The organism is Bradyrhizobium sp. AT1 (assembly GCF_001590795.1).
Classification (GTDB): Bacteria; Pseudomonadota; Alphaproteobacteria; order Rhizobiales; family Xanthobacteraceae; genus Bradyrhizobium.
Genome location: NZ_JXDL01000001.1, coordinates 514,069 through 535,608 on the forward strand (window position 1 = coordinate 514,069; position 21,540 = coordinate 535,608).

The 21,540-nt window shown below is 64.4% G+C and carries 20 protein-coding genes; 12 read left to right on the forward strand and 8 right to left on the reverse strand.

Annotated features, from left to right (window positions below; genetic code table 11):
• From SE92_RS02445 to SE92_RS02480, 8 genes are all read left to right on the forward strand, one after another.
• On the forward strand, window positions 1-815 hold an 815-nt coding region (locus SE92_RS02445), incomplete at its 5' end, for a cysteine desulfurase family protein (protein ID WP_063921202.1).
• A 112-nt stretch (window positions 816-927) separates the two neighbouring features.
• Window positions 928-2,424: a Fe-S cluster assembly protein SufB gene (gene sufB, locus SE92_RS02450; protein WP_063194306.1), complete on the forward strand. Its 1,497-nt coding sequence runs from the start codon at window positions 928-930 to the stop codon at window positions 2,422-2,424.
• Window positions 2,425-2,486: 62 nt separating this feature from the next.
• Entirely contained in the window at window positions 2,487-3,239 is a 753-nt protein-coding gene (gene sufC, locus SE92_RS02455) for a Fe-S cluster assembly ATPase SufC (protein ID WP_063194307.1), read from the forward strand.
• Window positions 3,240-3,250: 11 nt separating this feature from the next.
• Entirely contained in the window at window positions 3,251-4,555 is a 1,305-nt protein-coding gene (gene sufD / locus SE92_RS02460; RefSeq protein ID WP_063194308.1) for a Fe-S cluster assembly protein SufD, read from the forward strand.
• A complete protein-coding gene (locus SE92_RS02465) occupies window positions 4,552-5,799 on the forward strand; it encodes a cysteine desulfurase (protein WP_063194309.1) in 1,248 nt (415 codons plus the stop codon). Before sufD ends, SE92_RS02465 begins: the two co-directional genes overlap by 4 nt.
• Window positions 5,796-6,167 (forward strand): SUF system Fe-S cluster assembly protein, encoded by a 372-nt coding sequence (locus tag SE92_RS02470; RefSeq protein ID WP_018323035.1) that lies wholly within the window; start codon window positions 5,796-5,798, stop codon window positions 6,165-6,167. The genes SE92_RS02465 and SE92_RS02470 overlap by 4 nt, the downstream gene beginning before the upstream one ends.
• Window positions 6,168-6,216: 49 nt before the next feature.
• Window positions 6,217-6,615 carry a HesB/IscA family protein gene (locus tag SE92_RS02475; protein ID WP_084251735.1) on the forward strand — a complete coding sequence of 133 codons (399 nt, stop codon included), beginning with the start codon at window positions 6,217-6,219 and terminating at the stop codon, window positions 6,613-6,615.
• 162 nt (window positions 6,616-6,777) lie between these two features.
• A complete protein-coding gene (locus tag SE92_RS02480) occupies window positions 6,778-7,221 on the forward strand; it encodes a TfoX/Sxy family protein (RefSeq protein WP_063194310.1) in 444 nt (147 codons plus the stop codon).
• 53 nt (window positions 7,222-7,274) lie between these two features.
• On the opposite strand, the gene fabA is transcribed toward SE92_RS02480, so the two are convergent.
• The 4 genes from fabA to SE92_RS02500 form a co-directional block, all read right to left on the reverse strand.
• On the reverse strand, window positions 7,275-7,808 hold the full coding sequence (gene fabA / locus SE92_RS02485; protein ID WP_063194311.1) for a bifunctional 3-hydroxydecanoyl-ACP dehydratase/trans-2-decenoyl-ACP isomerase: 534 nt from the start codon (window positions 7,806-7,808) through the stop codon (window positions 7,275-7,277).
• A gap of 101 nt (window positions 7,809-7,909) precedes the next feature.
• A complete protein-coding gene (locus tag SE92_RS02490; RefSeq protein ID WP_063194312.1) occupies window positions 7,910-8,977 on the reverse strand; it encodes a GGDEF domain-containing protein in 1,068 nt (355 codons plus the stop codon).
• A gap of 165 nt (window positions 8,978-9,142) precedes the next feature.
• Window positions 9,143-10,675 carry a DEAD/DEAH box helicase gene (locus SE92_RS02495; protein WP_063194313.1) on the reverse strand — a complete coding sequence of 511 codons (1,533 nt, stop codon included), beginning with the start codon at window positions 10,673-10,675 and terminating at the stop codon, window positions 9,143-9,145.
• Window positions 10,676-10,973: 298 nt separating this feature from the next.
• The gene (locus SE92_RS02500) at window positions 10,974-11,948 is read right to left on the reverse strand and encodes a helix-turn-helix domain-containing protein (RefSeq protein WP_063194314.1); all 975 of its coding nucleotides are present in this window, start codon (window positions 11,946-11,948) and stop codon (window positions 10,974-10,976) included.
• Window positions 11,949-12,148: 200 nt separating this feature from the next.
• On the opposite strand from SE92_RS02500, the gene SE92_RS02505 reads away from it, so the two are divergent.
• The 4 genes from SE92_RS02505 (at window position 12,149) to SE92_RS02520 (ending at window position 16,814) form a co-directional block, all read left to right on the forward strand.
• The gene (locus tag SE92_RS02505; RefSeq protein WP_063203307.1) at window positions 12,149-13,663 is read left to right on the forward strand and encodes a caspase family protein; all 1,515 of its coding nucleotides are present in this window, start codon (window positions 12,149-12,151) and stop codon (window positions 13,661-13,663) included.
• Window positions 13,664-13,751: 88 nt separating this feature from the next.
• Window positions 13,752-14,192, forward strand: a complete 441-nt coding sequence (locus SE92_RS35500; protein WP_063921203.1) for a hypothetical protein — start codon at window positions 13,752-13,754, stop codon at window positions 14,190-14,192.
• Between the two features lie 430 nt (window positions 14,193-14,622).
• Window positions 14,623-15,870, forward strand: coding sequence for an FAD-dependent oxidoreductase (locus SE92_RS02515; protein ID WP_084251738.1), 1,248 nt, complete (start codon window positions 14,623-14,625; stop codon window positions 15,868-15,870).
• A gap of 179 nt (window positions 15,871-16,049) precedes the next feature.
• Entirely contained in the window at window positions 16,050-16,814 is a 765-nt protein-coding gene (locus tag SE92_RS02520) for an outer membrane protein (protein WP_063194316.1), read from the forward strand.
• Window positions 16,815-16,915: 101 nt separating this feature from the next.
• Here the strand turns inward: SE92_RS02520 and SE92_RS02525 are convergent, their stop codons facing one another.
• From SE92_RS02525 to parE, 4 genes are all read right to left on the reverse strand, one after another.
• Entirely contained in the window at window positions 16,916-17,686 is a 771-nt protein-coding gene (locus tag SE92_RS02525) for an SDR family NAD(P)-dependent oxidoreductase (protein ID WP_063194317.1), read from the reverse strand.
• Window positions 17,687-17,707: 21 nt separating this feature from the next.
• Window positions 17,708-17,893, reverse strand: coding sequence for a hypothetical protein (locus SE92_RS02530; RefSeq protein WP_063194318.1), 186 nt, complete (start codon window positions 17,891-17,893; stop codon window positions 17,708-17,710).
• A 313-nt stretch (window positions 17,894-18,206) separates the two neighbouring features.
• Window positions 18,207-18,989, reverse strand: coding sequence for an outer membrane protein (locus SE92_RS02535; RefSeq protein ID WP_063194319.1), 783 nt, complete (start codon window positions 18,987-18,989; stop codon window positions 18,207-18,209).
• Window positions 18,990-19,424: 435 nt separating this feature from the next.
• Window positions 19,425-21,467, reverse strand: a complete 2,043-nt coding sequence (gene parE / locus SE92_RS02540; RefSeq protein WP_063194320.1) for a DNA topoisomerase IV subunit B — start codon at window positions 21,465-21,467, stop codon at window positions 19,425-19,427.
• Window positions 21,468-21,540 lie beyond the last annotated feature (73 nt).

A 21,540-nucleotide genomic window follows, 5' to 3' on the forward strand; every position in this document is an offset into this window, starting at 1 on the left:
GATTCCCGGGCGGCGCGATCGGTCTCATCCCGGTCACGCGCGCCGGCGTGGTCGATCTGGAGCTCTTGAAGGCCCTTCTGGCGGGCGGCCCGCCGGCGCTGGTTTCGATCATGGCCGCCAACAACGAGACGGGCGCACTCCAGCCGGTCGCGGAGGCGGCGCGGATCGTCCACGAGGCCGGCGGCCTCCTGCACGTCGACGCGATCCAGGCGCTGGGTAAAATTCCGTTAGATATCAAAGATTTAGGCGCAGACCTTGCGACCTTTTCTGCGCACAAGATCGGCGGTCCCAAGGGCATCGGCGCGCTGGTCGTGGCGGAGGGGATCGCTGGCCTTGAGCCGGTGCTGCGGGGCGGGGGACAGGAGCTGAATCGCCGGGCGGGGACTGAGAATGTCGCAGGGATCGCCGGCTTCGGTGCGGCGGTGAAGATCGCGCTTCAGGCTCTGCCGGAGGATGCGGAGCGCATGGCAAGCCTCAGAAATCGCTTGGAAAATGGCATCCGAGGAGTCGCGGGGGCAACGATCTTCTCAGATACTGTCGAGCGGTTGCCAAATACCGTCCTGTTCACGGCGCCGGGTCTCAAGGCGGAGACCGCCGTGATCGGCTTCGACCTCGAACGCGTCGCGGTTTCCTCGGGTTCAGCCTGTTCCTCGGGCAAGGTCCAGCCGTCCCACGTGCTTTCGGCCATGGGCTTCGATCCGGCGGTGGCCCAGGGAGCGGTGCGTCTCAGTCTGGGGTGGTCCACGGAACCTGATGACATCAATAGGGCGTTAGAGGCTTGGCGAAAGCTCGGTAATAGCCTACTTAAGGCTTAAGCGATGAAACACGGCTTGAACGGTTCTAAGCCGTGCTTTCCGCACAGAAACATCGTAATACTCGTCCGAGTTTGATCCACCGCGGTCCTTGAAACCGCGAGCGGAGGATAGAATGCCAGCCGTGCAAGAGACGGTCGAGCGCGTGAAGCGCATCGACGTCGACCAGTATCGTTATGGGTTTGAAACCCTGATCGAGTCCGACAAGGCCCCCAAGGGGCTGTCGGAAGAGACCGTCAAGTTCATCTCCGAGAAGAAGAACGAGCCCGCCTGGATGCTGCAGTGGCGGCTGGAGGCCTATCGGCGCTGGCTGACCATGCAGGAGCCGACCTGGGCCCGCGTCGACTATCCCAAGATCGACTTCCAGGACCTGTATTACTACGCGGCCCCGAAGCCGAAGAAGACGGTCACCTCGCTCGACGAGATCGATCCGGAGATCCTGAAGACCTACGAGAAGCTCGGCATTCCCTTGCGGGAAGTCGCCATGCTCGAAGGCGTCGAGCCCAAGGTGGGCGAGGAAGATCCGGCGCGCCGCAAGATCGCGGTCGACGCGGTCTTCGATTCGGTCTCGGTTGCGACCACCTTCAAGGCGGAGCTGAAGAAGGCCGGCGTGATCTTCATGCCGATCTCGGAGGCGATCCGCGAGCATCCTGAATTGGTGCAGAAGTATCTGGGATCGGTGGTGCCGACTTCGGACAATTTCTACGCGACGCTGAACTCGGCGGTGTTCTCCGACGGCTCGTTCGTCTACGTGCCGCCCGGCGTGCGCTGCCCGATGGAGCTGTCGACCTATTTCCGCATCAACGAGCGCAACACCGGCCAGTTCGAGCGCACGCTGATCATCGCGGACAAGGGCTCCTACGTCTCCTATCTCGAAGGCTGCACCGCGCCCCAGCGCGACGAGAACCAGCTGCACGCCGCCGTGGTCGAGCTCGTCGCGCATGACGATGCCGAGATCAAATATTCGACGGTGCAGAACTGGTACCCGGGCAATTCGGAAGGCAAGGGCGGCATCTACAATTTCGTCACCAAGCGTGGCGACTGCCGCGGCAACAATTCCAAGATCTCTTGGACCCAGGTCGAGACGGGATCTGCGATCACCTGGAAATATCCGAGCTGCATCCTGCGCGGGGACAATTCCCGCGGCGAGTTCTACTCGATCGCGATCTCGAACGGCTTCCAGCAGGTCGACTCGGGCACCAAGATGATCCACCTCGGCAAGAACACGTCGAGCCGGATCATCTCCAAGGGCATCGCCGCCGGCAAGTCGCAGAACACCTATCGCGGTCTCGTCACCGCGCATCGGAAGGCGACCGGCGCGCGCAACTTCACCGCCTGCGACTCGCTGCTGATCGGCGACAAATGCGGTGCGCACACCGTGCCGTACATCGAGGCCAAGAACTCGTCGGCGACGTTCGAGCACGAGGCGACGACCTCGAAGATCTCAGAGGACGTGCTGTTTTACTGCATCCAGCGCGGCCTCAGCCAGGAAGAAGCGGTCGGCCTCGTCGTCAACGGCTTCGTCAAGGACGTGCTGCAGCAACTGCCGATGGAATTCGCGGTGGAAGCGCAGAAGCTGATCTCGATCTCGCTTGAAGGGTCGGTCGGCTAATTGCCGACCCTCGCGGTGCGCATCTCGCGCTCCAACATCAATTGAATAAACTGGATACCAAGATGGCTTTGCTTGAAGTGAAAGACCTCAAGGTTCGTGTCGAGGAGCGTGAGATCCTCCACGGGCTGACGCTGACCGTGAACGAAGGTGAGATCCACGCGATCATGGGGCCGAACGGCTCCGGCAAGTCGACGCTCTCGCACGTGATCGCCGGCAAGCCCGGCTATGAGGTCACCGACGGCCAGATCCTGTTTCGGGGCGAGGACCTGCTGGAGATGTCGCCCGATATGCGCGCGGCCAAGGGCGTGTTCCTGGCGTTCCAATATCCGGTCGAGATTCCCGGCGTCGCCACCATGAACTTCCTGCGCACGGCACTGAATGCGCAGCGCAAGGCCCGCGGCGAGGATGAGTTCTCGACGCCGGACTTCCTGAAGAAGGTCCGCGAGGTCTCGAAGTCGCTGAACATCCCGCAGGACATGCTCAAGCGCGGCGTCAATGTCGGCTTCTCCGGCGGCGAGAAGAAGCGCAACGAGGTGCTGCAGATGGCGCTGTTCGAGCCGAGCCTGTGCATCCTCGACGAGATGGATTCGGGCCTCGACATCGACGCGCTACGCATCGCGGCCGACGGCGTCAACGCGCTGCACTCGCCCAAGCGCGCGATGGTCGTCATCACCCATTATCAGCGGCTGCTGAACTACATCGTGCCCGACATCGTGCACGTGATGTCGAAGGGCCGTGTCGTGAAGAGCGGCGGCAAGGAACTGGCGCTGGAGCTGGAAGCGTCCGGCTACGCCCAGTTCGAGGATGCCGCGTAAGGAATTTTGCGATGAACGTTGCTGTGGCAAAGACCGGAAAGGGCCGCGCGGTGAGCGATCTCTTCACCAGCGCCGAAGGCCGACTGCCGGGGTCGCCCGCGATCACCGCCGTGCGCCGCGAGGCATTCGAGACCTATGAGCGTCTCGGCCTGCCGCATCGCCGGATCGAGGAATGGAAATACACCGATTTGCGCGCCTTGGTCGGCGAGGTGCTGCCACTGGCCGCAGCGCCCGATGCGGCCGCGTTGAAGCGCGCCGCAGAAGCGGTGAAGGCGCATGCAATCGCCGGCGCCAGCAAGCTGGTGCTGGTCGACGGCGTGTTCGTGGCCAATCTGTCCGACGTGAAGGCGCTCGTCGCCGAGGCCGGCTTCAAGACGCTGCGTGAGGTGCTGGAGAAGGACGCGGGTCTGCTGAAGACCGCGTCCACCGACGCCATGATCGCGCTGAACGCGGCGATGGCAACCGACGGCGTCGTGTTGGAGATCGCCGACGGCGCAAAACTGTCCGCGCCGATCCAGCTCATCCACATCGCGACATCAGCGTCGGCCTCGGCCTTCACCCGCTCGCAGGTCGCGGTCGGGAAGGGCGTTCACGCCACCATCGTCGAGACCTTCGTCGCGGCTGGCGCTAAGGCCTACCAGGTCAACGACGCCGTGATCATCACGGTGGCTGACGAAGCCGACGTCGCTCATATCCGCCTGATGGATGACGCGCCCGACGCGGTGAACGTCTCGTCGCACTTCGTCACCGTCGGCGCCAACGTCAAATTCAGCTTCTTCAACATGACCACCGGCGCCGCGGTGAGCCGTCTGCAGGGCTTCATCACGCTGGCAGGCGAGAACAGTGAGCTCTCGGCCAACGGCGTCAACCTGTTGCAGAAGACCGAGCATGGCGACACCACCCTGGTGGTCGATCATGCCGTGCCGAACTGCGTCAGCCGCGAGATCTTCCGCGCCGTAATCGACGACCGCGCGCATTCGGTGTTCCAGGGCCGCATCATCGTCCGTCCCGACGCGCAGAAGACCGACGGCAAGATGATGACGCGCGCGCTGTTGCTCTCGGACGAAGCCGAGGCCGACAACAAGCCCGAGCTTGAGATCTTCGCCGACGACGTCTCCTGCGGCCACGGCGCCACCGCCGGCGCGCTGGACGACAGCCTCTTGTTCTATTTGAAGGCACGCGGTCTTCCGGAGAAGCAGGCCCAGGCGCTGCTGATCCAGGCTTTCGTGGGGGAGGCGATCGAGCAGATCGCCGATGAGGCCCTCCGCGAGCATGTGATCGGCATCGCCGAGCGCTGGCTGGAGCGCCGCCAATGAGCACGCATCCGGCGGTCAAGAACGGCACCTATGACGTGACGCGCGTGCGCCAGGACTTTCCGGCGCTTAGCCTGCAGGTCTACGGCAAGAACCTCGTCTATCTCGACAACGCCGCCTCAGCGCAGAAGCCGAGCGCCGTGCTCGACCGCATGACGCAGGCCTATACGTCCGAATACGCCAACGTGCATCGCGGCCTGCATTACCTCGCCAATGCCGCGACCGAAGCCTATGAGGGCGGTCGCACCAAGGTGGCGCAGTTCATCAACGCTGCGCGCACCGAAGAGGTGATCTTCACGCGTAACGCGACAGAGGCGATCAACCTGGTCGCCTCGTCGTGGGGCGGGCCGAACATCGGGGAGGGCGACGAGATCGTCATCTCGATCATGGAGCACCATTCCAACATCGTGCCCTGGCATTTCCTGAGGGAACGCCAAGGCGCGGTGATCAAATGGGCGCCGGTCGACGACGAAGGCAATTTCCTGATCGATGAGTTCGAGATGCTGCTGACATCGAAGACCAAGCTGGTCGCGATCACCCAGATGTCGAACGCGCTCGGCACCATCGTGCCGGTCAAGGAGGTCGTCAGAATCGCCCATGCGCGCGGCATTCCCGTGCTGGTCGATGGCAGCCAGGGCGCCGTGCATCTGCCGGTCGACGTTCAGGATATCGGCTGCGACTTCTACGTCTTCACCGGCCACAAGGTGTACGGTCCGACCGGCATCGGCGTGCTCTGGGCCAAATACGATCAGCTCGTTGCGATGCGCCCGTTCAACGGCGGCGGCGAGATGATCCGCGAAGTCTCGCGCGATGTCGTCACCTATGGCGATCCCCCGCACAAATTCGAAGCGGGCACGCCGGCGATCGTCGAGGCCGTCGGCCTTGGCGCGGCCATCGACTACGTCAATTCGATCGGCAAGGAACGCATCGCCGCCCACGAGGCCGATCTCACGGCTTACGCCCAGGAGAAGCTGCGCGAGATCAACTCGCTGCGGCTGATCGGCACGGCGCGCGGCAAGGGCCCGGTGATCTCCTTCGAGCTGAAGGGCGCGCACGCCCATGACGTCGCCACCGTGATCGACCGCCAGGGCATCGCCGTGCGCGCCGGCACCCATTGCGTGATGCCGCTTTTAGAGCGGTTCAACGTGACGGCCACCTGCCGGGCCTCGTTCGGCATGTATAATACGCGGGAAGAAGTCGATCATCTGGCACAGGCGCTGTTGAAGGCGCGGGATTTGTTCGCATGAGTGACACGGCAGAAATCAAAGCTAGTCCAATGGAGACCCATTCGGCGCTGCCGCCGGAGGAGACCGAGCGTCTGACCACCGAGATCATCGCGGGCCTCAAGACCGTGTTCGATCCGGAAATTCCGGCCGACATTTACGAGCTCGGCCTGATCTACAAGGTCGAGATCAAGGACGATCGTTCGGTCGACGTCCAGATGACGCTGACGACGCCGAACTGCCCGGCCGCCGGCGAGCTGCCGACCATGGTCGAGAACGCGGTCGCCAGCGTTCCCGGGGTCGGCGTGGTCGACGTCAAAGTGGTCTGGGAGCCACCGTGGTCGCCCGAGCGCATGAGCGACGAGGCGCGCCTCGTCCTCAACATGTGGTGACGCGTATATCTGGCATTGAATTTGCTCTGCAACGGACCACATCACTGACATGACACAGGCAACACCAGTCTCCACTCCGAAGCCGCGGCGTCCGCGCCCGCAGGTGATGCGGCTGACGGATGCCGCCGCCCAGCGCATCAGCGAGCTGACCCAGCGCGCCGATTCCGAGATCGTCGGCTTGCGCGTCGGCGTGAAAAACGGCGGCTGTGCCGGCCAGTCCTACACGGTCGAATACGCCCACGACGTCCGCCCGACCGACGAGGTCGTCGAGGACAAGGGCGTCAAGATCCTGGTCGATCCCAAGGCCGTGCTGTTCCTGCTCGGCACCGAGATGGACTACAAGGCCGACAAGATGCAGGCCCAGTTCGTCTTCAACAATCCCAACCAGATCTCCGCCTGCGGCTGCGGCGAGTCGGTCGAGCTGCGGCCGGCCAAGATCGACGGTTAGTTTCTTCCCAGCCGCTTTCCTGTCCCGGACGCGCTGCAGCGCGCTTGCGCTGCTGCGCAGAGCCGGGACCCACGCTATACTCCCGCCTTAGTGGACTGGGCCCCGGCTCGACAGCGCACCGTTACACGCTGCGCTGCGTCCGGGGCACGAGAGAGCGTGCGCATGGACCGCGAATTCCTGATCGACCTGTTCGCTGATTTCGGCCCCGTTGCCATCCGTAAGATGTTCTCCGGCCACGGCATCTCCGTCGACGGCGTCAATTTCGCACTCGCCTTGCGCGCGGGCCTGTTCTTCCGCGCCGACGAAATGACGATCCCGGACTTCGAGGCCGAGGGCTCAAAGCCGTTTCAATATTCGACCCGCGCCAAGACGGTGGTGGTGAACTCCTATTGGGAGCTACCGGCACGGCTGTTCGACGATTCCGCCGAGCTCGCGCAATGGGCGAGGGCGGCGCTCGCCGCCGCGCAGCGCGCCAAGGTGAAGAAGCGGCCGAAGGGGAAGAAGGTCACGAAGAAAGCCGCGCCGAAGAAGAGTACGGCGAAGAAGGCTTCCAAGAAAGCGGTGCGTAGGGTGGGCAAAGCGAAGCGTGCCCACGGTTCGAAATAATCATGCCGAGATCGTGGGCACGGCGCGTTGCGCCTTTGCCGACCTGTGAGACCTCAATCCGCGGCCTTGGTCAGGCCGACCCTCATATCCTTGGCCGTGAACACGCAGACGCCATCCGCGAGCACGCGACCATCGGCGATGCCGAGCACCAGCTTGCCGCGACGGACCATGCGCATGGCGACTTCGTAGCGTACGCGCTTGGTGTCGGGCGTGACCTCGCCGGTGCACTCGACTTCGCCGACGCCGATGGCGCGGCCCTTGCCCGGTGAGCCCGACCAGCCGAGCCAATAGCCGACCATCTGCCACATCGCGTCGAGGCCCAGGGTTGGCGGCATCATCGCGTCGCCGCGATAATGGCAATCGAAGAACCAGTGGCTGGGTGCGATGTCGAGCTCGCCGACGATGTGGCCTTTGCCGAACGCGCCGCCGTCCATGCTGATTTCGGTGATGCGGTCCATCATCAGCATTGGCGGCGCAGGCAATTGCGCATTGCCCGGGCCGAAGTAACCGCCTTCGCTCGATCTCAGCAACTCGTCGCGGGTGTAGGACGGCTGCGGTGTGTGGAAATCGTGGGGATTGTTGGCCAAGGCGACAAGTCCTCGCGGTCAAACGCGTTGAGGCGGCGAGGAAGATGTCGTTTGTCAGGTGGGAAAGTCAAGCGCGGGCATTCGTCGGCGCGCTGCTTCCATCACGCCACGCGGCTGTGAGTCTCGACCGCGTATTCCGGATCGGCCTCGCAGATCACGCGGTTGCGGCCGTTGCGCTTGGCGGCGTAGAGGCAGGCATCCGCGCGCTCGATCAGCGCGTCGGTGTCGTCGCCCTGCTTGAGCATGGAGACGCCGACGGAGATGGTGACACGGCCGAGGATCTCGCCGGTGGACTTCTTCTTCAATTCCTTGGCCATCACCGCGCGGCGGATGTGGTCGGCCACCGTGAGGGCCTGGCGCAGCGCGGTGTTGGGCAGCACGACCGCGAACTCCTCGCCGCCATAGCGCGCGGTGATGTCCTGGCCCTTGATGGTCTGCTTCAGCGACAGGCCGACGAGCCGCAGCACCTGGTCGCCCGTCAGATGGCCGTAGGAATCGTTGAACGACTTGAAGTGATCGATGTCGAACAGCAGCAGCGAGAGCGGCTCACCCGAGGCGAGGGCGCTCTGCACGGCCATGCCGATCATGCGATCGAAATATTTGCGATTGCCAAGGCCCGTGAGCGGGTCGGTCAGGCTCTCGGCCCGGATCGCCTCCAGGCTCTGCTGCAGATTGCTGATCTCGTTCTTCGACAGCGTCAGCCGGTCTTCCAGCACCTTGTTGGTCTCACGCATCTCGCTGGTCGAATGCAGCAGCGTTTCGACGATCGACTTGATCTGCTCGCGGCTCTTGGCGGACGAGAGTTTTTCGGTGGCGCCTGACAGGCTGGCGTCGTAGGAGCCGGTCATGCCGAGCGCATCGCTCAGGACCTTCATCACGTCGTCGATCTCGCCGATGACGCGCGCGCCGACCTTGTCGATGCGGTCGGTGGTCTTGATGTGGGAGAGATAGGTCTCGTAGATCTGTTCGAGATCGGCTTCGGTCAGCTTACCGCTGCGCGCCAGCGTCTCGTTGACGATCTTGTTGAGCGGCGCGTTGTAGCCAGTGGCGTAGACGTACCAGATCTCGTAATTGCGGGGAATTGCCGTCTGTCGTAGCGATCGGATCTGACCGAGCGCTACCTCGGCGAACGCCATCGTGCGTTCGTGTTCGTCGAGAACCTTGACCACGGAACATACCCCACAACGGTCGATGCGCCGTCGACCGCAGCAATGCTTAAATTATGTTCGTAGGCTAACGGACGATCGTGAACGCCCCGTAAATATACGTCCCCGAATGCATCTAAAAAATTGTGGGGCGGGTTTGCTCAACCGAAACCTGGAGCGCGTCGCGCTTCAGGCCCCGGCGGGGGAGCGAACCGGCCGCAGCAGAAACGCCGGCAGATGCGAGTGATCGCCCGGCTCGGTGTCGGCCTCGCGCTGGCGGCGGGGCTCGGGGCGGCCGATCGACGGCACATGCGACGGATTGGCCGGCTGGCGGGCGTCGTGACGCGGCTCCGCCCTGCGCTTGTCGTTCGAACGATGCCTGGCTTCAGCCGGCTGCCTTGCTTCCGAAGGCCTCTTGGCTTCGGACGCATGTCCCGCCTCGGACGCCTGTCTTGCTTCGACTCGCGCCTCGCGCGGCTCGTGGCTGCGCTCGCGGCGTTCGCCGCGCTGCGGCTTGCCGCGTCCGCCGCGTGAACGTTCGCGGCCACGCGACTCGCGCGGGCGGTCGGTGGCATCGGAAGATTCGGAGTGGATTTCGAAATCGCCTTCGGCGCGCGGAATGCTTTGGCCGATCAGCTTCTCGATGGCCACCATCGACTTCTGGTCGAGCGGCGTGACGATCGAGATCGCAGTGCCGGTGCGCCCGGCGCGGCCGGTGCGGCCGATGCGGTGAACGTAATCGTCGGCGTGATGGGGGACGTCGAAATTGAAGACGTGGCTGACCTCGGGAATGTCGAGGCCGCGGGCGGCGACGTCGGAAGCGACCAGCAGCGGCAGCTCACCTTTGCGGAACTGTTCGAGTGCCGCCGTGCGGGCCGACTGGTCCATGTCGCCGTGCAGCGCGCCGACACTGAAGCCGTGCTTCTGGAGCGACTTGTGAACGATCGCAACCTCGCGCTTGCGATTGCAGAAGATGATCGCGTTCTTGAGATCCTTGGCCTCGCGCAGCAGGCGGCGGAGCAGCTCGCGCTTCTCGTGCGCCTCGCGCCCGGCAGGCACCTGGACTTGCGTCACGGTGACGGCGGTGGTGGCGGGTTTGGAGACCTCGACCTTCTGCGGATTGTGCAGGAAGGTCTCGGTGATGCGCCGGATTTCCGGCGGCATGGTCGCGGTGAAGAACAGGGTCTGCCGCGTGAACGGGACGAGCTTGCAGACGCGTTCGATGTCGGGGATGAAACCCATGTCGAGCATGCGATCGGCTTCGTCGATGACGAGCAGCTCGACCCCGGTGAGCAGCAGACCGCCGCGTTCGGTGTGGTCGAGCAGCCGGCCGGGGGTGGCGATCAGCACGTCGACACCGCGCGTCAGCTTGGCATCCTGGTCGCCGAAGGAAACGCCGCCGATCAGGAGGGCGACGTTGAGCTTCTGGCCGGCGCCGTAGCGGTCGAAGTTTTCCTTCACCTGCGCCGCGAGCTCGCGGGTCGGCTCGAGGATCAGGGTGCGCGGCATGCGGGCCCGGGCGCGCCCTTTTTCAAGGATGGTGAGCATCGGCAGCACGAAGGCCGCGGTCTTGCCGGTGCCGGTCTGGGCGATGCCGAGCACATCCTTGCGTGCGAGGACGTGGGGGATCGCCTGTTCCTGAATGGGGGTGGGGGTGGTGTAACCGGTGGCCGCCACTGCGGCGAGGACTTTTTCGGAGAGTCCGAGATTTGAAAAGGACATTGAGCCTCTGGTCGAAACCGCCGTTCGGAATCGAGGGTAATAAGGCTGTCGCGTTCCACCCCGAAACGGCGCGCTCTCTAGGAAGCTGGGGGTGCTGACTCACGCGGACAAAGCGCAAGGCTCAGGAATCGCTCTTCGATCTGAGCCGCGTCGCCACGGAACATAGGCGGGAATCGGCCAAAGTCAATGGAGCGGGCGCGGGAAGACCCTAAAAAACCTGAGGTTTTCGCCAAATAGCGGGCGCGACTGAGGTTTTCCGCCCAGCCCCGCGCTCTGGCCGGAGCCGTCAAAACGGCAGCTAACGGCTATCCGGGCCCTGGGCCCGGAAGTCAGACCGGAAGTCACCTGGGGCCATGCCGTAGGCGGCGTTGAAAACCCGGTAGTAGGTGGCCAGGCTTTCGAAGCCGCAGGCGGCCGCGATATCGGCGATCAGCCGCTCGGGCGCCTCACGCATCAGGCGGCGGCTCTGTTTCAGGCGTTCGTCCGTCACGGTCTGGGAGAAGCTCTTCGCCGCGCTCTCGAACAGCATGTGCAGGTGGCGCACGGACACGCCGAGCTCGTCGGCCACCATGCTCGGCGCGAGATCAGGGTTTTGCAGGTGGCGGGCGATCAGGCGCCGGGCCTGTGAGAGGCGGGCGGTCCGCAGCGCAGCCTGTCCGCGCCGGCTGCCCGGCCGCACGATGCCGCGCTCGATCAGCGCCAGATGGGCCAAAGCCTGGACGAGGGAGGTCGCATCGGCGCCGCTATCCGTGGAGGCTTCGCCGAGCTCGGCAAAGCAGGCCCCGAGCAGCGGCGCCAGGGTGGGATCGCCGAACGTACGGGGCGCCAGCTCGCGCATGCGCTTGTCCTGCGCCGGGATCGTGCCGAGCGGGATCTTCAGGATGCGAAGGTGGAAGCCGCCGGCGCCCAGCGGCGCGGTGCGGTAGGGCAGGTCGGTATGGCTGGTGGCGAAGCTGCCATTGGCGATCGCAAAGTCGCTGCTGCGCAGACCGCCGAACCAGCCGCCGCTGCCGAGCTGCTGGTAGACGCAGATGGCGTCGCCCGGCGCGTAGGCGATGTCGGAGATGCTGCGCTCGACCGTGTAGGGTGAGGCCTTCAGCTCAACGAGGCCGGCGCCGCCGCCCAGCTGGCGCAGCGAGAATTCGCCGAAGAAATTCGCGCGCTGTTCGCGCTCGAGCTCGGCGGTGACGCCGAACAAACCCTTGGAACGCACCTCGCGCCAATAGTCGAAGCGATCATGCGGCTCGACCTCGTCGGTACACCAGCGATACACGGCAGCCCCCGCTTGCAGCGCAATTGCCCTCAAAAGAGCAGATTCCACGGGAATCTGCCATAGCCAGATCATGGAACCGGAGCCCGGGGTCCTTGAACCGTCGTTACGTCTGGGCCGACTATCACACAGCGGCAGGGGGTCCAATGAACTGCCGTTCGAAGGAAGCGGCCTCTGTGCCGTTCTGCAACGGGAATTTTGCGATGACGCGTCGGCTTTTCAGAATTCTGGCGGCCCTTGGCCTGGCAGCGGGGCTGAGCGGCTTTGCGCTTCCCGCTCATGCCGAGAAGCGCGTGGCGCTGGTCATTGGCAACAACGACTACAGGAACGTGCCGAAGCTCCTCAAGGCCGTCAACGACGCGCGCACCATGGGCGACACGCTGAAGCAGCTCGGCTTCTCGGTGATGGTCGCAGAGAACCAGAACCGGCAGCAATTCTCCGAGACCTTGCTCGCCTTCGACAAGGCGATCGAGCCGGGCGATACCGCCTTCTTCTTCTATGCCGGCCACGGCTTCGAGATCGCGGGCCAGAACTATCTGCTGCCGACCGACGTGCCTGCGGCGACGGAAGGGCAGGAAGAGCTGGTGCGCGACGCATCGATCCTGGCCGACCGCATCGTCGAGCGCCTCCAGAACAAGAAGGCGCGCACGTCGATCCTGGTGTTCGACGCCTGCCGCAACAACCCGTTCGAGCGCAAGGGCACCCGCGCGGTCGCGGGTGGCGGCGGCCTTGCGCCGATGGTGCAACTGCCCGAAGGCGTATTCTCGGTGTTCTCGGCCGGTCCCCGCCAGACCGCGCTGGATCGCCTGTCGAACGACGATACCAATCCCAATTCGGTGTTCACGCGCACCTTCGCCAAGGAGCTGCTGCAGCCCGGCGAGAACCTCGTGCAGGTGGCGCAGCGCACCCGCCGCGCCGTCAGCGAGATGGCCGACACCGTCAAGCACAGGCAGGTGCCGGTGTATTTCGACCAGATGGTCGACGACGTCTTCCTCAGCGGCATGGCGAAGGATGCCGCCGCGCGGCCGGCCGATCCGCCGCCGCAGAAGCTCGCGGCGCTGCCGCCGGTGTCGGTGCCGCAGCTGCCGAAGGAGGAGAGCCTCAATGCGCCGATCGCGAGCTTCTCGCGGCACAATGGCGGCTGGAGCGTGGTGTTCTCCTTCGCCGATCCGACGCTCGGCATTTCCTGGCGTATGGCCGGCAAAGGCGATTTCCGCGAGACCGGATTCATCGACACGCTCGATCCGCGCACGCGCAAGCGGATGCCGAACCCGTCGATCGAATTGCCTGCGGATGCGCAGGCCGGCACCATCGAGGTCCGCTACGTCGACCAGTCCGGCGACATGCAGGGGCCGTTCCCGATCCGCTTCGATCCCGAGGCCGCGCTGATCCGCGACCAGCGCAAGATCCTCGACATGACCGCGACGAGCTGGCTGTCGTTCCGCGAGTTCAACGGACTGCTCGTCTACTACACCCACCTCGTGTCCTACCGCTGCGCCATTCGCGAAGTGCGCATTGGCATCGACACCGCGGTGCCCAACCAGGTGCTGAAGATGCCGCCTTGCGACATGCGCGACCCCAGCGCGATCACCGCCGGCATGCCGCTCTACATGAAGCTCGCACCGAGCACGCAGTCCGTCTCGGTGGAGCTGACCTATCGCGACGGCAGCGTGTCTGAGATCAAGAGTTTCAGGAGCGCCAACCGCAGCAACAATTGAGGGTTCGTTGCTGCCTGTGTTGGGATCTTCGAAAAAAGGAACAACTTCCGCGCGATCAGGATTGTCCCGCGAACCAGGGAGACGATCCATGATCCGCAAATCCATCCTCGTGACGATCGCTTGTGCTGCACTGTCGACGGCGGCCTTTGCTCAAGGCGGCGGTGGCGGAGGAGGAGGAGGGGCAGGCGGCGGCGGCGCGGGTGGCGGAGCCAGTGCCGGCGCTGCGGCAGGAACTGGGACCGGCGGCGCGGGATCCGCGGCCAGCTCGGGCGCTGGAATGGGCACCTCCTCCAGCAGCGCCAATTCGGGGCCGTCGGCTCCGTCGGGCATGGGGACGCAGGGCACCACCACCGGAGCGAACGTCAACACCAATAACAGCCTGAACAATCCGAACGTCCAGGCGCCGACTGCGAACGGCAAGACGCCTGCGGCGGCGCAAGCGGAACGGAACTCGGGCGTCGGTCATGCGCCGAACGGGTTGCCGATCGGAAGTCCGGGCACGGGGACCAGCAACGAGGATCAGAAGTAGTCTGGCTTCGTCCATGAAGCCCGCGCAGCGGGGGACTTTCGCGTGGTCCGTAAAGGGCAGCCGCTGTTCTGACGCCAACGGCCGAGCAGGTGCAGCACGCAAGAGCTACACCCGCGGCTCGCTCTCTTCCGCATCGCGGCTTCGGCGCGTGCGCAGATAGACGAGCGCGATGTTGACGGCCAGCCAGGCTGCCACGCCTGCAAGCAACCATGCCACGTTGAACGTTTCCTCTGATGCCCTTTTGGGTCGTGTTCCCTTGTAACAACAACCGGCAGGTCGGTCTATTCCCGGGGGGCAGACGCGCGCCTGATCCAAGCTGCCAGCCGGCATTGGAGGTCGCGTCCCGCATACAGATTCAGACGCCAAACGCCCGGAATCGGCGTTACATTGCCTGCGACATCTCGAGTGTTACGCGCGGATCCCGGCCGCAATGACATCCGACCAGCCATCGAACCGGACGAAAAAAGTCCGCTGCTGCATCGTCGGCGGGGGACCTGCCGGCATGATGCTCGGCTATCTCCTGGGGCGTGCCGGCATCGCGGTCGTCGTGCTGGAGAAGCACGCGGATTTCTTCCGCGATTTCCGCGGCGACACCGTGCATCCCTCGACGCTCGAGGTGATGGACGAGCTCGGCCTGATCGACGGCTTCCTGAAGCTGCCGCATCAGCGGCTGCAGAAGATGGACGGCCTGTTCGGCGGCACGCCGGTGCGCATTGCCGATCTCAGCCGGCTCCACACCAAATACCCCTTCATCGCTTTCATGCCGCAATGGGACTTTCTGAATTTCCTGCGCGAGGCCGGCCGGCGCTTTGCCTCGCTCGAGGTGATGATGAGCACGGAGGCGGTCGACCTGATCCGCCGCGGCGAGACCGTCGCCGGCGTGCGCGCGAAGACTCCCGATGGCCTCATCGAGATCGAAGCCGATCTCACCATCGCTTGCGACGGCCGGCATTCGACGGTGCGCGAGCGCGCGGGCCTTGCCGTCGAGGAGATCGGCGCGCCGATGGACGTGTTGTGGTTCCGTGCCGGCCGCAAACCCGGCGAGACCGAGAACGTGTTCGCGCGCGTCGAGCCCGGCAAGATGATGATCACCTTCGATCGCGGCGACTATTGGCAATGCGCCTATGTCATCGCCAAGGGACAGCACGAGACGGTGAAGGCGAGGGGACTGCAGGCACTGCTCGACGACGTCGTGCGCATGGCGCCGGTCCTGAAGGCAGGCATCGCCGACGTCAAGAGCTTCGACGACGTCAAGCTGCTCACCGTTGCGATCAACCGACTGACGCGCTGGACGCGGCCGGGCCTGCTTTGCATCGGCGATGCCGCGCATGCGATGTCGCCGGTTGGCGGCGTCGGCGTCAATCTGGCCGTGCAGGATGCGGTCGCGACGGCCAATCTGCTGGCGGAGAAGCTGGGGCAGGGCTGCCCCTCCGAGGACGAGCTCGATGCCGTGCGCCGTCGCCGTGAATTCCCGGTGAAGATGACGCAGCGGATGCAGGAGATCGTGCAGAACAAGATCATCAGCGGCGCGTTGCAGTCGAGCGACCGGCCGCTCAAAGTGCCGCTGATCGTGCGCCTCATCACCGCGCTGCCATGGCTCCAGGGCATTCCGGCGCGCCTGATTGCGCTCGGCGTGCGGCCCGAGCACGTGCAGTCGAAGGCGACCGCAGGATTGTAGCGTCGCAATTCGGTAGGGATAATGCCGCGTTAAATCGCGCATCCGGCGTTGCGAGTCGGCAACAGCGCCGACGCATTTGCATGTCGGCAAAGGCCGACGCGCCTCGTTAACTCTGTTGATTCCAATTTTAGTAACACCCGTCTGTGACCGTACGTCCATCAAAGGACACGGGGTGTACCATGCGTAACAAATTGATTGCTGCCTTCGCCTGCACGACCGCTCTGGTTTCGACGGGTGCGGCGTCCGCTGCCGATCTCGGCGCGCGTTACACCAAGGCGCCCGCCTATGTGGAGCCGCTGTTCAACTGGACCGGCTTCTATGTCGGCGGCCATATCGGCGGCGCATGGACCAACGAGCAGTTCATCAACAACGGGATCGGCGCGCCGTTCGGCGACCTCGTCCCGGGCCAGGGCTATCGTCAGCGTGGATCCGGCATCATGGGCGGCGCCCAGATCGGCTACAACTGGCAGGCCAACAACTACGTGTTCGGCATGGAAGGCACGATCTCCGGCCTCGACAACAAGGGCTCGTTCACGAACACCGCGTTCGGCGCCGGCGACGACGTGTTCTCCTGGCGCGCCAACGTGCTCGCAACCGTCGTCGGCCGCGCCGGCTTCGCCGTGCAGAACAACCTCTTCTACATCAAGGGCGGCTATGCCGGCGTGAACAACCGTCTCTCGGTCAACGACACCGTCGGCGTGACGGGCTCGGGCGGACAGACCCACTGGGCCAACGGCTGGACCGTCGGCGCCGGCTGGGAATACGGCGTCACCCGCAACTGGATCGTGGGACTCGAATACAATTACGCTGCCTTCGGCAGCCAGACCTATCAGCTCGGCGGCACCTCGGGTAACTACACCTTCGATGCCAAGCCGCGCGATATCCAATGGGCCGTGGTGCGCGCGAGCTACAAGTTCGATGCGCCCACCATTGCCCGCTACTGAGCACGTCGACCGCAACGCGACCAACGATCAAAAAAGTACTGCCAAATTCAAAAGCCCCGGCTTCGCCCGGGGCTTCTTTTTTGCGTGGTGCAGTCCCGATCTCAGGCCATCACCGAGAAGCCGCCATCGACCGGGATCGCGGTGCCCGTGACGAAGCTCGACGCGGACGATGCCAGGAACACGGCGATGCCGGCGAAGTCGTCGATGTCGCCCCAGCGCCCTGCAGGGGTGCGCGCCAGCACCCGCTCGTGCAATCCCGAGACCTGCTGCCGCGCGCCGCGGGTGAGGTCGGTATCGATCCAGCCCGGCAGGATCGCATTGACCTGGATGTTGTCGGGCGCCCAGGCATTGGCGCAGGCGCGGGTGTACTGCACGATGCCGCCCTTGCTCGCCGCATAGGCGGTGGCGAAGCTCGCACCGAAGATCGACATCATCGAGCCGATGTTGATCACCTTGCCGTTGCCTGACGCCTTCAGGTGCGGATAGGCGAGCTTCGAGCACAGGAAGGCGCTGGTGAGATTGGTTTGGATCACCGTGTTCCACTCGTCGAGCTCGAGCTCGTGCGGCGGCTTGCGGATGCTCATGCCGGCATTGTTGATGACGATGTCGATGCGGCCGAGATCCTTGACCACCCGCGCGATCATGGCTTCGATCGCCGCCTTGTCGGTGACGTCGGTCGCGACCGCGATCGCCTTCACGCCGCGCGCCTTGAGATCGTCGACGGCTGCCTTGGACTTCGCCTCGTTGCGTCCGACCACGGCGATGTCGGCGCCGGCATCGGCGAGTCCGTGCGCCAGGCCGAGCCCGATGCCGCCATTGCCTCCTGTGACGATCGCGACCTTGCCGCGGAGATCGAACCGGTTGGATGTCATGCTTCTTCTTTCTGGTTTCTTTTATTGGTTGCTCTGCCAGATCAGCACCAGCCCGAAGCCGGCCATGGCGGCGCCATAGCCGGCCCATTGCAGCTGGTTGACCATGAAGCTCGATCGCGGCCAGGCAATGGTGCCCGTGCCTTGTCCGATCCAGAGCAGCCCGACGGCGAGGGCAAACAGGCCTGCGACAAGCAGAAATCTGCGCATGCATTCCTCCCCCCTCGGTCTGCTTCCGTCGCGACTCGCGGCATCAACGATGCCGCGGCCTCGAAAGCTTGGGGGGCACACTAGCCGCAGCTTTGGTTCGGTTACAATGGCGGCGCCGGAAGCCGCGACGCCAAGCATGTGGCGCGATGCGCAGGGCAGGGCTGTCAGTGCCGTGCGGACGATGGAAGCTCAGCCACCGCCGCGTGCCGTCGCTGGAGGTGAGCCGCTGGAGGTGAGCCGTGGCGGCCGACGCGCCCACAACGAAAAAGCCCCGGACGATGCCGGGGCTTTGACGTTTGATCGTGAGATCAGATCAGTACTTCGCGACGACCGGACCGGTCCAGTTGAAGCGGTAGACCAGCGAGGTCGAGATCGTCTGGTTCCAGCTGTTGGCGCGGATGGAGTTGCCGACCAGCGCGTTGGTACCGTCGAACAGCTCGTCCGAGGTCTTGGTGTTGTAGAAGGCCGAACGATACTCGGTCTTCATGAACCAGCCGGGCGAGGAGACACCGAAGATGTTCAGGCTGTTCTCGACACCGCCGCCGACGAACCAGCCGTTGCGGTTGTAGCTGTTGAGGTGGATACCAGCCGGGGTGCCGGCCAGGTTGGTGAAGTTGGTCTGGCCGAAGTGGGCGCCAGAGTAACCACCGTTGACGTAGGAGAGAACGTTCGGGGCGACCAGCCAGCCGAGGCGCACGCCCGCGGCCCAGGAGGTTTCCAGCTTCTGGTTGCCGGTGATGCCGATGGTCGGATCCTGGATGGTGGCGCGGATGCTGCCGAACTGACCGTCAGCGAACACACCGGCGACCCAGGTGCCGCTGAACTGCCAGTCGTAACCGGCGCCGACGGTGCCGAACCAACCCGAACCGCCCTGACGCTGGTCGATGGTCAGCGGAACAGCGCCGACAGTGGTCTGGACGTGCTGGTCGGCATTCGAGAGGCCGCCGCCGCCACCGCCGAAGACGTAGAAGCCGGTCCAGTTGGCGACGGGCGCCGCCATCGGAGCCTTCACGTAGGGACGGGCAGCGAGATCGGCCGCCGAGGCCGAACCGGTCATCGCGGCAACCGCGGTCAGAGCGAGCAAAGTCTTCTTCATGTCAAAATCCCCAACCTTGGTCTGTCTAGAGGCGCGAGCGCGCTGAAGTCCGTTTCATCTGATGACCGGACTATAGACGTTTCGCGCCGAAATGCTGTTGCAGGCTAGGCACAGTCGCCGGAAAACGCCGCCGGCTGGGCATTTGGGTCACAGTCCCCAAAAATTGAAATAAATAAGCAAAATCAGTATCTTGTTCGGAATGTGGAATCCTTAATTCGGGTAAGGTTTCGTTAGGAAAATCGGCTTTGTCCGAAATGGAGGCAATCCTGCCTCAGCCTCGGCAACGTGAGTCGCTGGCCGAGTCGCGGTCGCGGCGCCGGAATCGCTCAAAGCCGTGCGGACCGCGGGCAGATCTTACCGGCAAGGGACTCCACAAAACAAAAGAGCCCCGGCTCCTCGTCGAGGCTCTTGAGAGGAGTGGACGGCCCGAAAGGCTCAGACGTCCAGTAATTCTTCGCTGGCAAACTCGGCCTTGTCGGAGATGAAGGCGAAGCGCGCCTCGGCCTTGGTGCCCATCAGGCGCTCGACCGAATCCGCGGTGGTGTCACGGTCGTCGGGGAGCAGCACCACCTTGAGCAGCGTCCGCTTGCTCGGATCCATGGTGGTCTCCTTGAGCTGCGCAGGCATCATCTCGCCGAGGCCTTTGAAACGGTTCACCTCGACCTTGGCGTTGGCGTTGAACTCGCTCTTGAGCAGCGCCTCCTTGTGCGCGTCGTCGCGCGCATAGACCGACTTCGAGCCGTGGGTCAGCTTGTAGAGCGGCGGCACCGCAAGGAAGAGGTGGCCTTCATCGATCAACTGCCGCATCTGCCGGTAGAAGAAGGTGATCAGGAGCGAAGCGATGTGAGCGCCGTCGACGTCGGCGTCGGTCATGATGATGATGCGCTGATAGCGCAGATCCTCTTCGCGGTATTGCAAGAGCTGACCGCAGCCGATCGCCTGCACGAGGTCGGAAAGCTGGGCATTCGCCGTCAGCTTGTCCTTGCCGGCGGACGCGACGTTGAGGATTTTTCCGCGCAAGGGCAACACCGCTTGCGTCTTGCGGTCGCGCGCCTGCTTGGCGCTGCCGCCGGCCGAGTCACCCTCGACGATGAAGAGCTCGGAGCCCTCGGTGCCGGCGTCGGTGCAGTCGGCGAGCTTGCCGGGCAGGCGCAGCTTCTTGCCCGCGGTCTTGCGCGCGGTTTCCTTTTCCTGGCGGCGGCGCAGGCGCTCCTCGGCGCGGTCGATCACGAAGTCGAGCAGCCGGTTGGCCATGTTCGGATTGCCCGACAGCCAATGGTCGAACGGATCCTTCATCGCCTGTTCGACGATGCGTTGCGCCTCCGCGGTGGCGAGACGATCCTTGGTCTGACCCTGGAATTCAGGCTCGCGGACGAACACCGAAAGCATCACGGCCGCGCCCACCATCACGTCTTCGGAGGTGATGGAGGCAGCGCGCTTGCCCTGGCCGACGCGCTCGGCGTGATCCTTCAACCCGCGCAGAAGCGCGCTGCGCAGGCCCGATTCGTGCGTGCCGCCATCCGGCGTCGGCACGGTGTTGGTGTAGGAAGAGAGGAAACCGTCGGCATCGGCGGTCCAGGCCACCGCCCATTCGCAGGCGCCATGCGCGCCGTTGCGACCCGACTTGCCCGAGAAGATGTCGGGATGCACCAGCGTGTCAGCGTGGATCGCCGCCGCCAGATAGTCCTTGAGGCCGCCGGGGAAGTGGAACGTCGCCTCTGCCGGCACGTCCTCGATGCCCTTGAGCAGGTCGGGCGCACAATTCCAGCGGATCTCGACGCCGCCGAACAGATAGGCCTTCGAGCGCGTCATCTTGAACAGGCGCTGCGGCTTGAACGCGGCCTTAGGCCCGAAGATGTCGGTGTCGGGCTTGAAGCGCACGCGCGTGCCGCGGCGGTTGTTGACCTTGCCGAGGTCCTCGAGCTTGCCCTTGGGATGGCCGCGCTCGAAAATCATGCGGTGCAGCTTCTGGCCGCGTGCGACCTCGACCTCGAGACGCGAGGACAGGGCGTTGACAACGGAGATGCCGACGCCGTGCAGGCCGCCTGACGTTTCGTAGACCTTGCTGTCGAACTTGCCGCCCGAATGCAGCGTGCACATGATGACTTCGAGCGCCGACTTCTTCGGGAACTTCGGATGCGGATCGATCGGGATGCCGCGACCGTTGTCGGTGACGGTGAGGAATCCGTCTGCGCTGAGCTCGACGCCGATGAAGGTCGCGTGCCCGGCCAGCGCCTCGTCCATCGAGTTGTCGATGACTTCGGCGAACAGATGATGCAACGCCTTCTCATCGGTGCCGCCGATATACATACCCGGCCGGCGCCGCACCGGTTCCAGACCTTCGAGCACCTCGATGTCGGCCGCGGTGTAATCGGCTTCGCCGCCGCTGCCGCGGGGCGCCGCCTTGGCGGCCCGGGGCTTCGGCTCGTCGCCGCCGAAAAAGTCGTCTTTTGCTTTGGGTTTCAACTGCTTGGACATATATCTTGATGCGTTTTGAGGGCCGCAATAGCGGCGAATCGATTTCGCCGACTATGCCACTTCTGACTTGGAA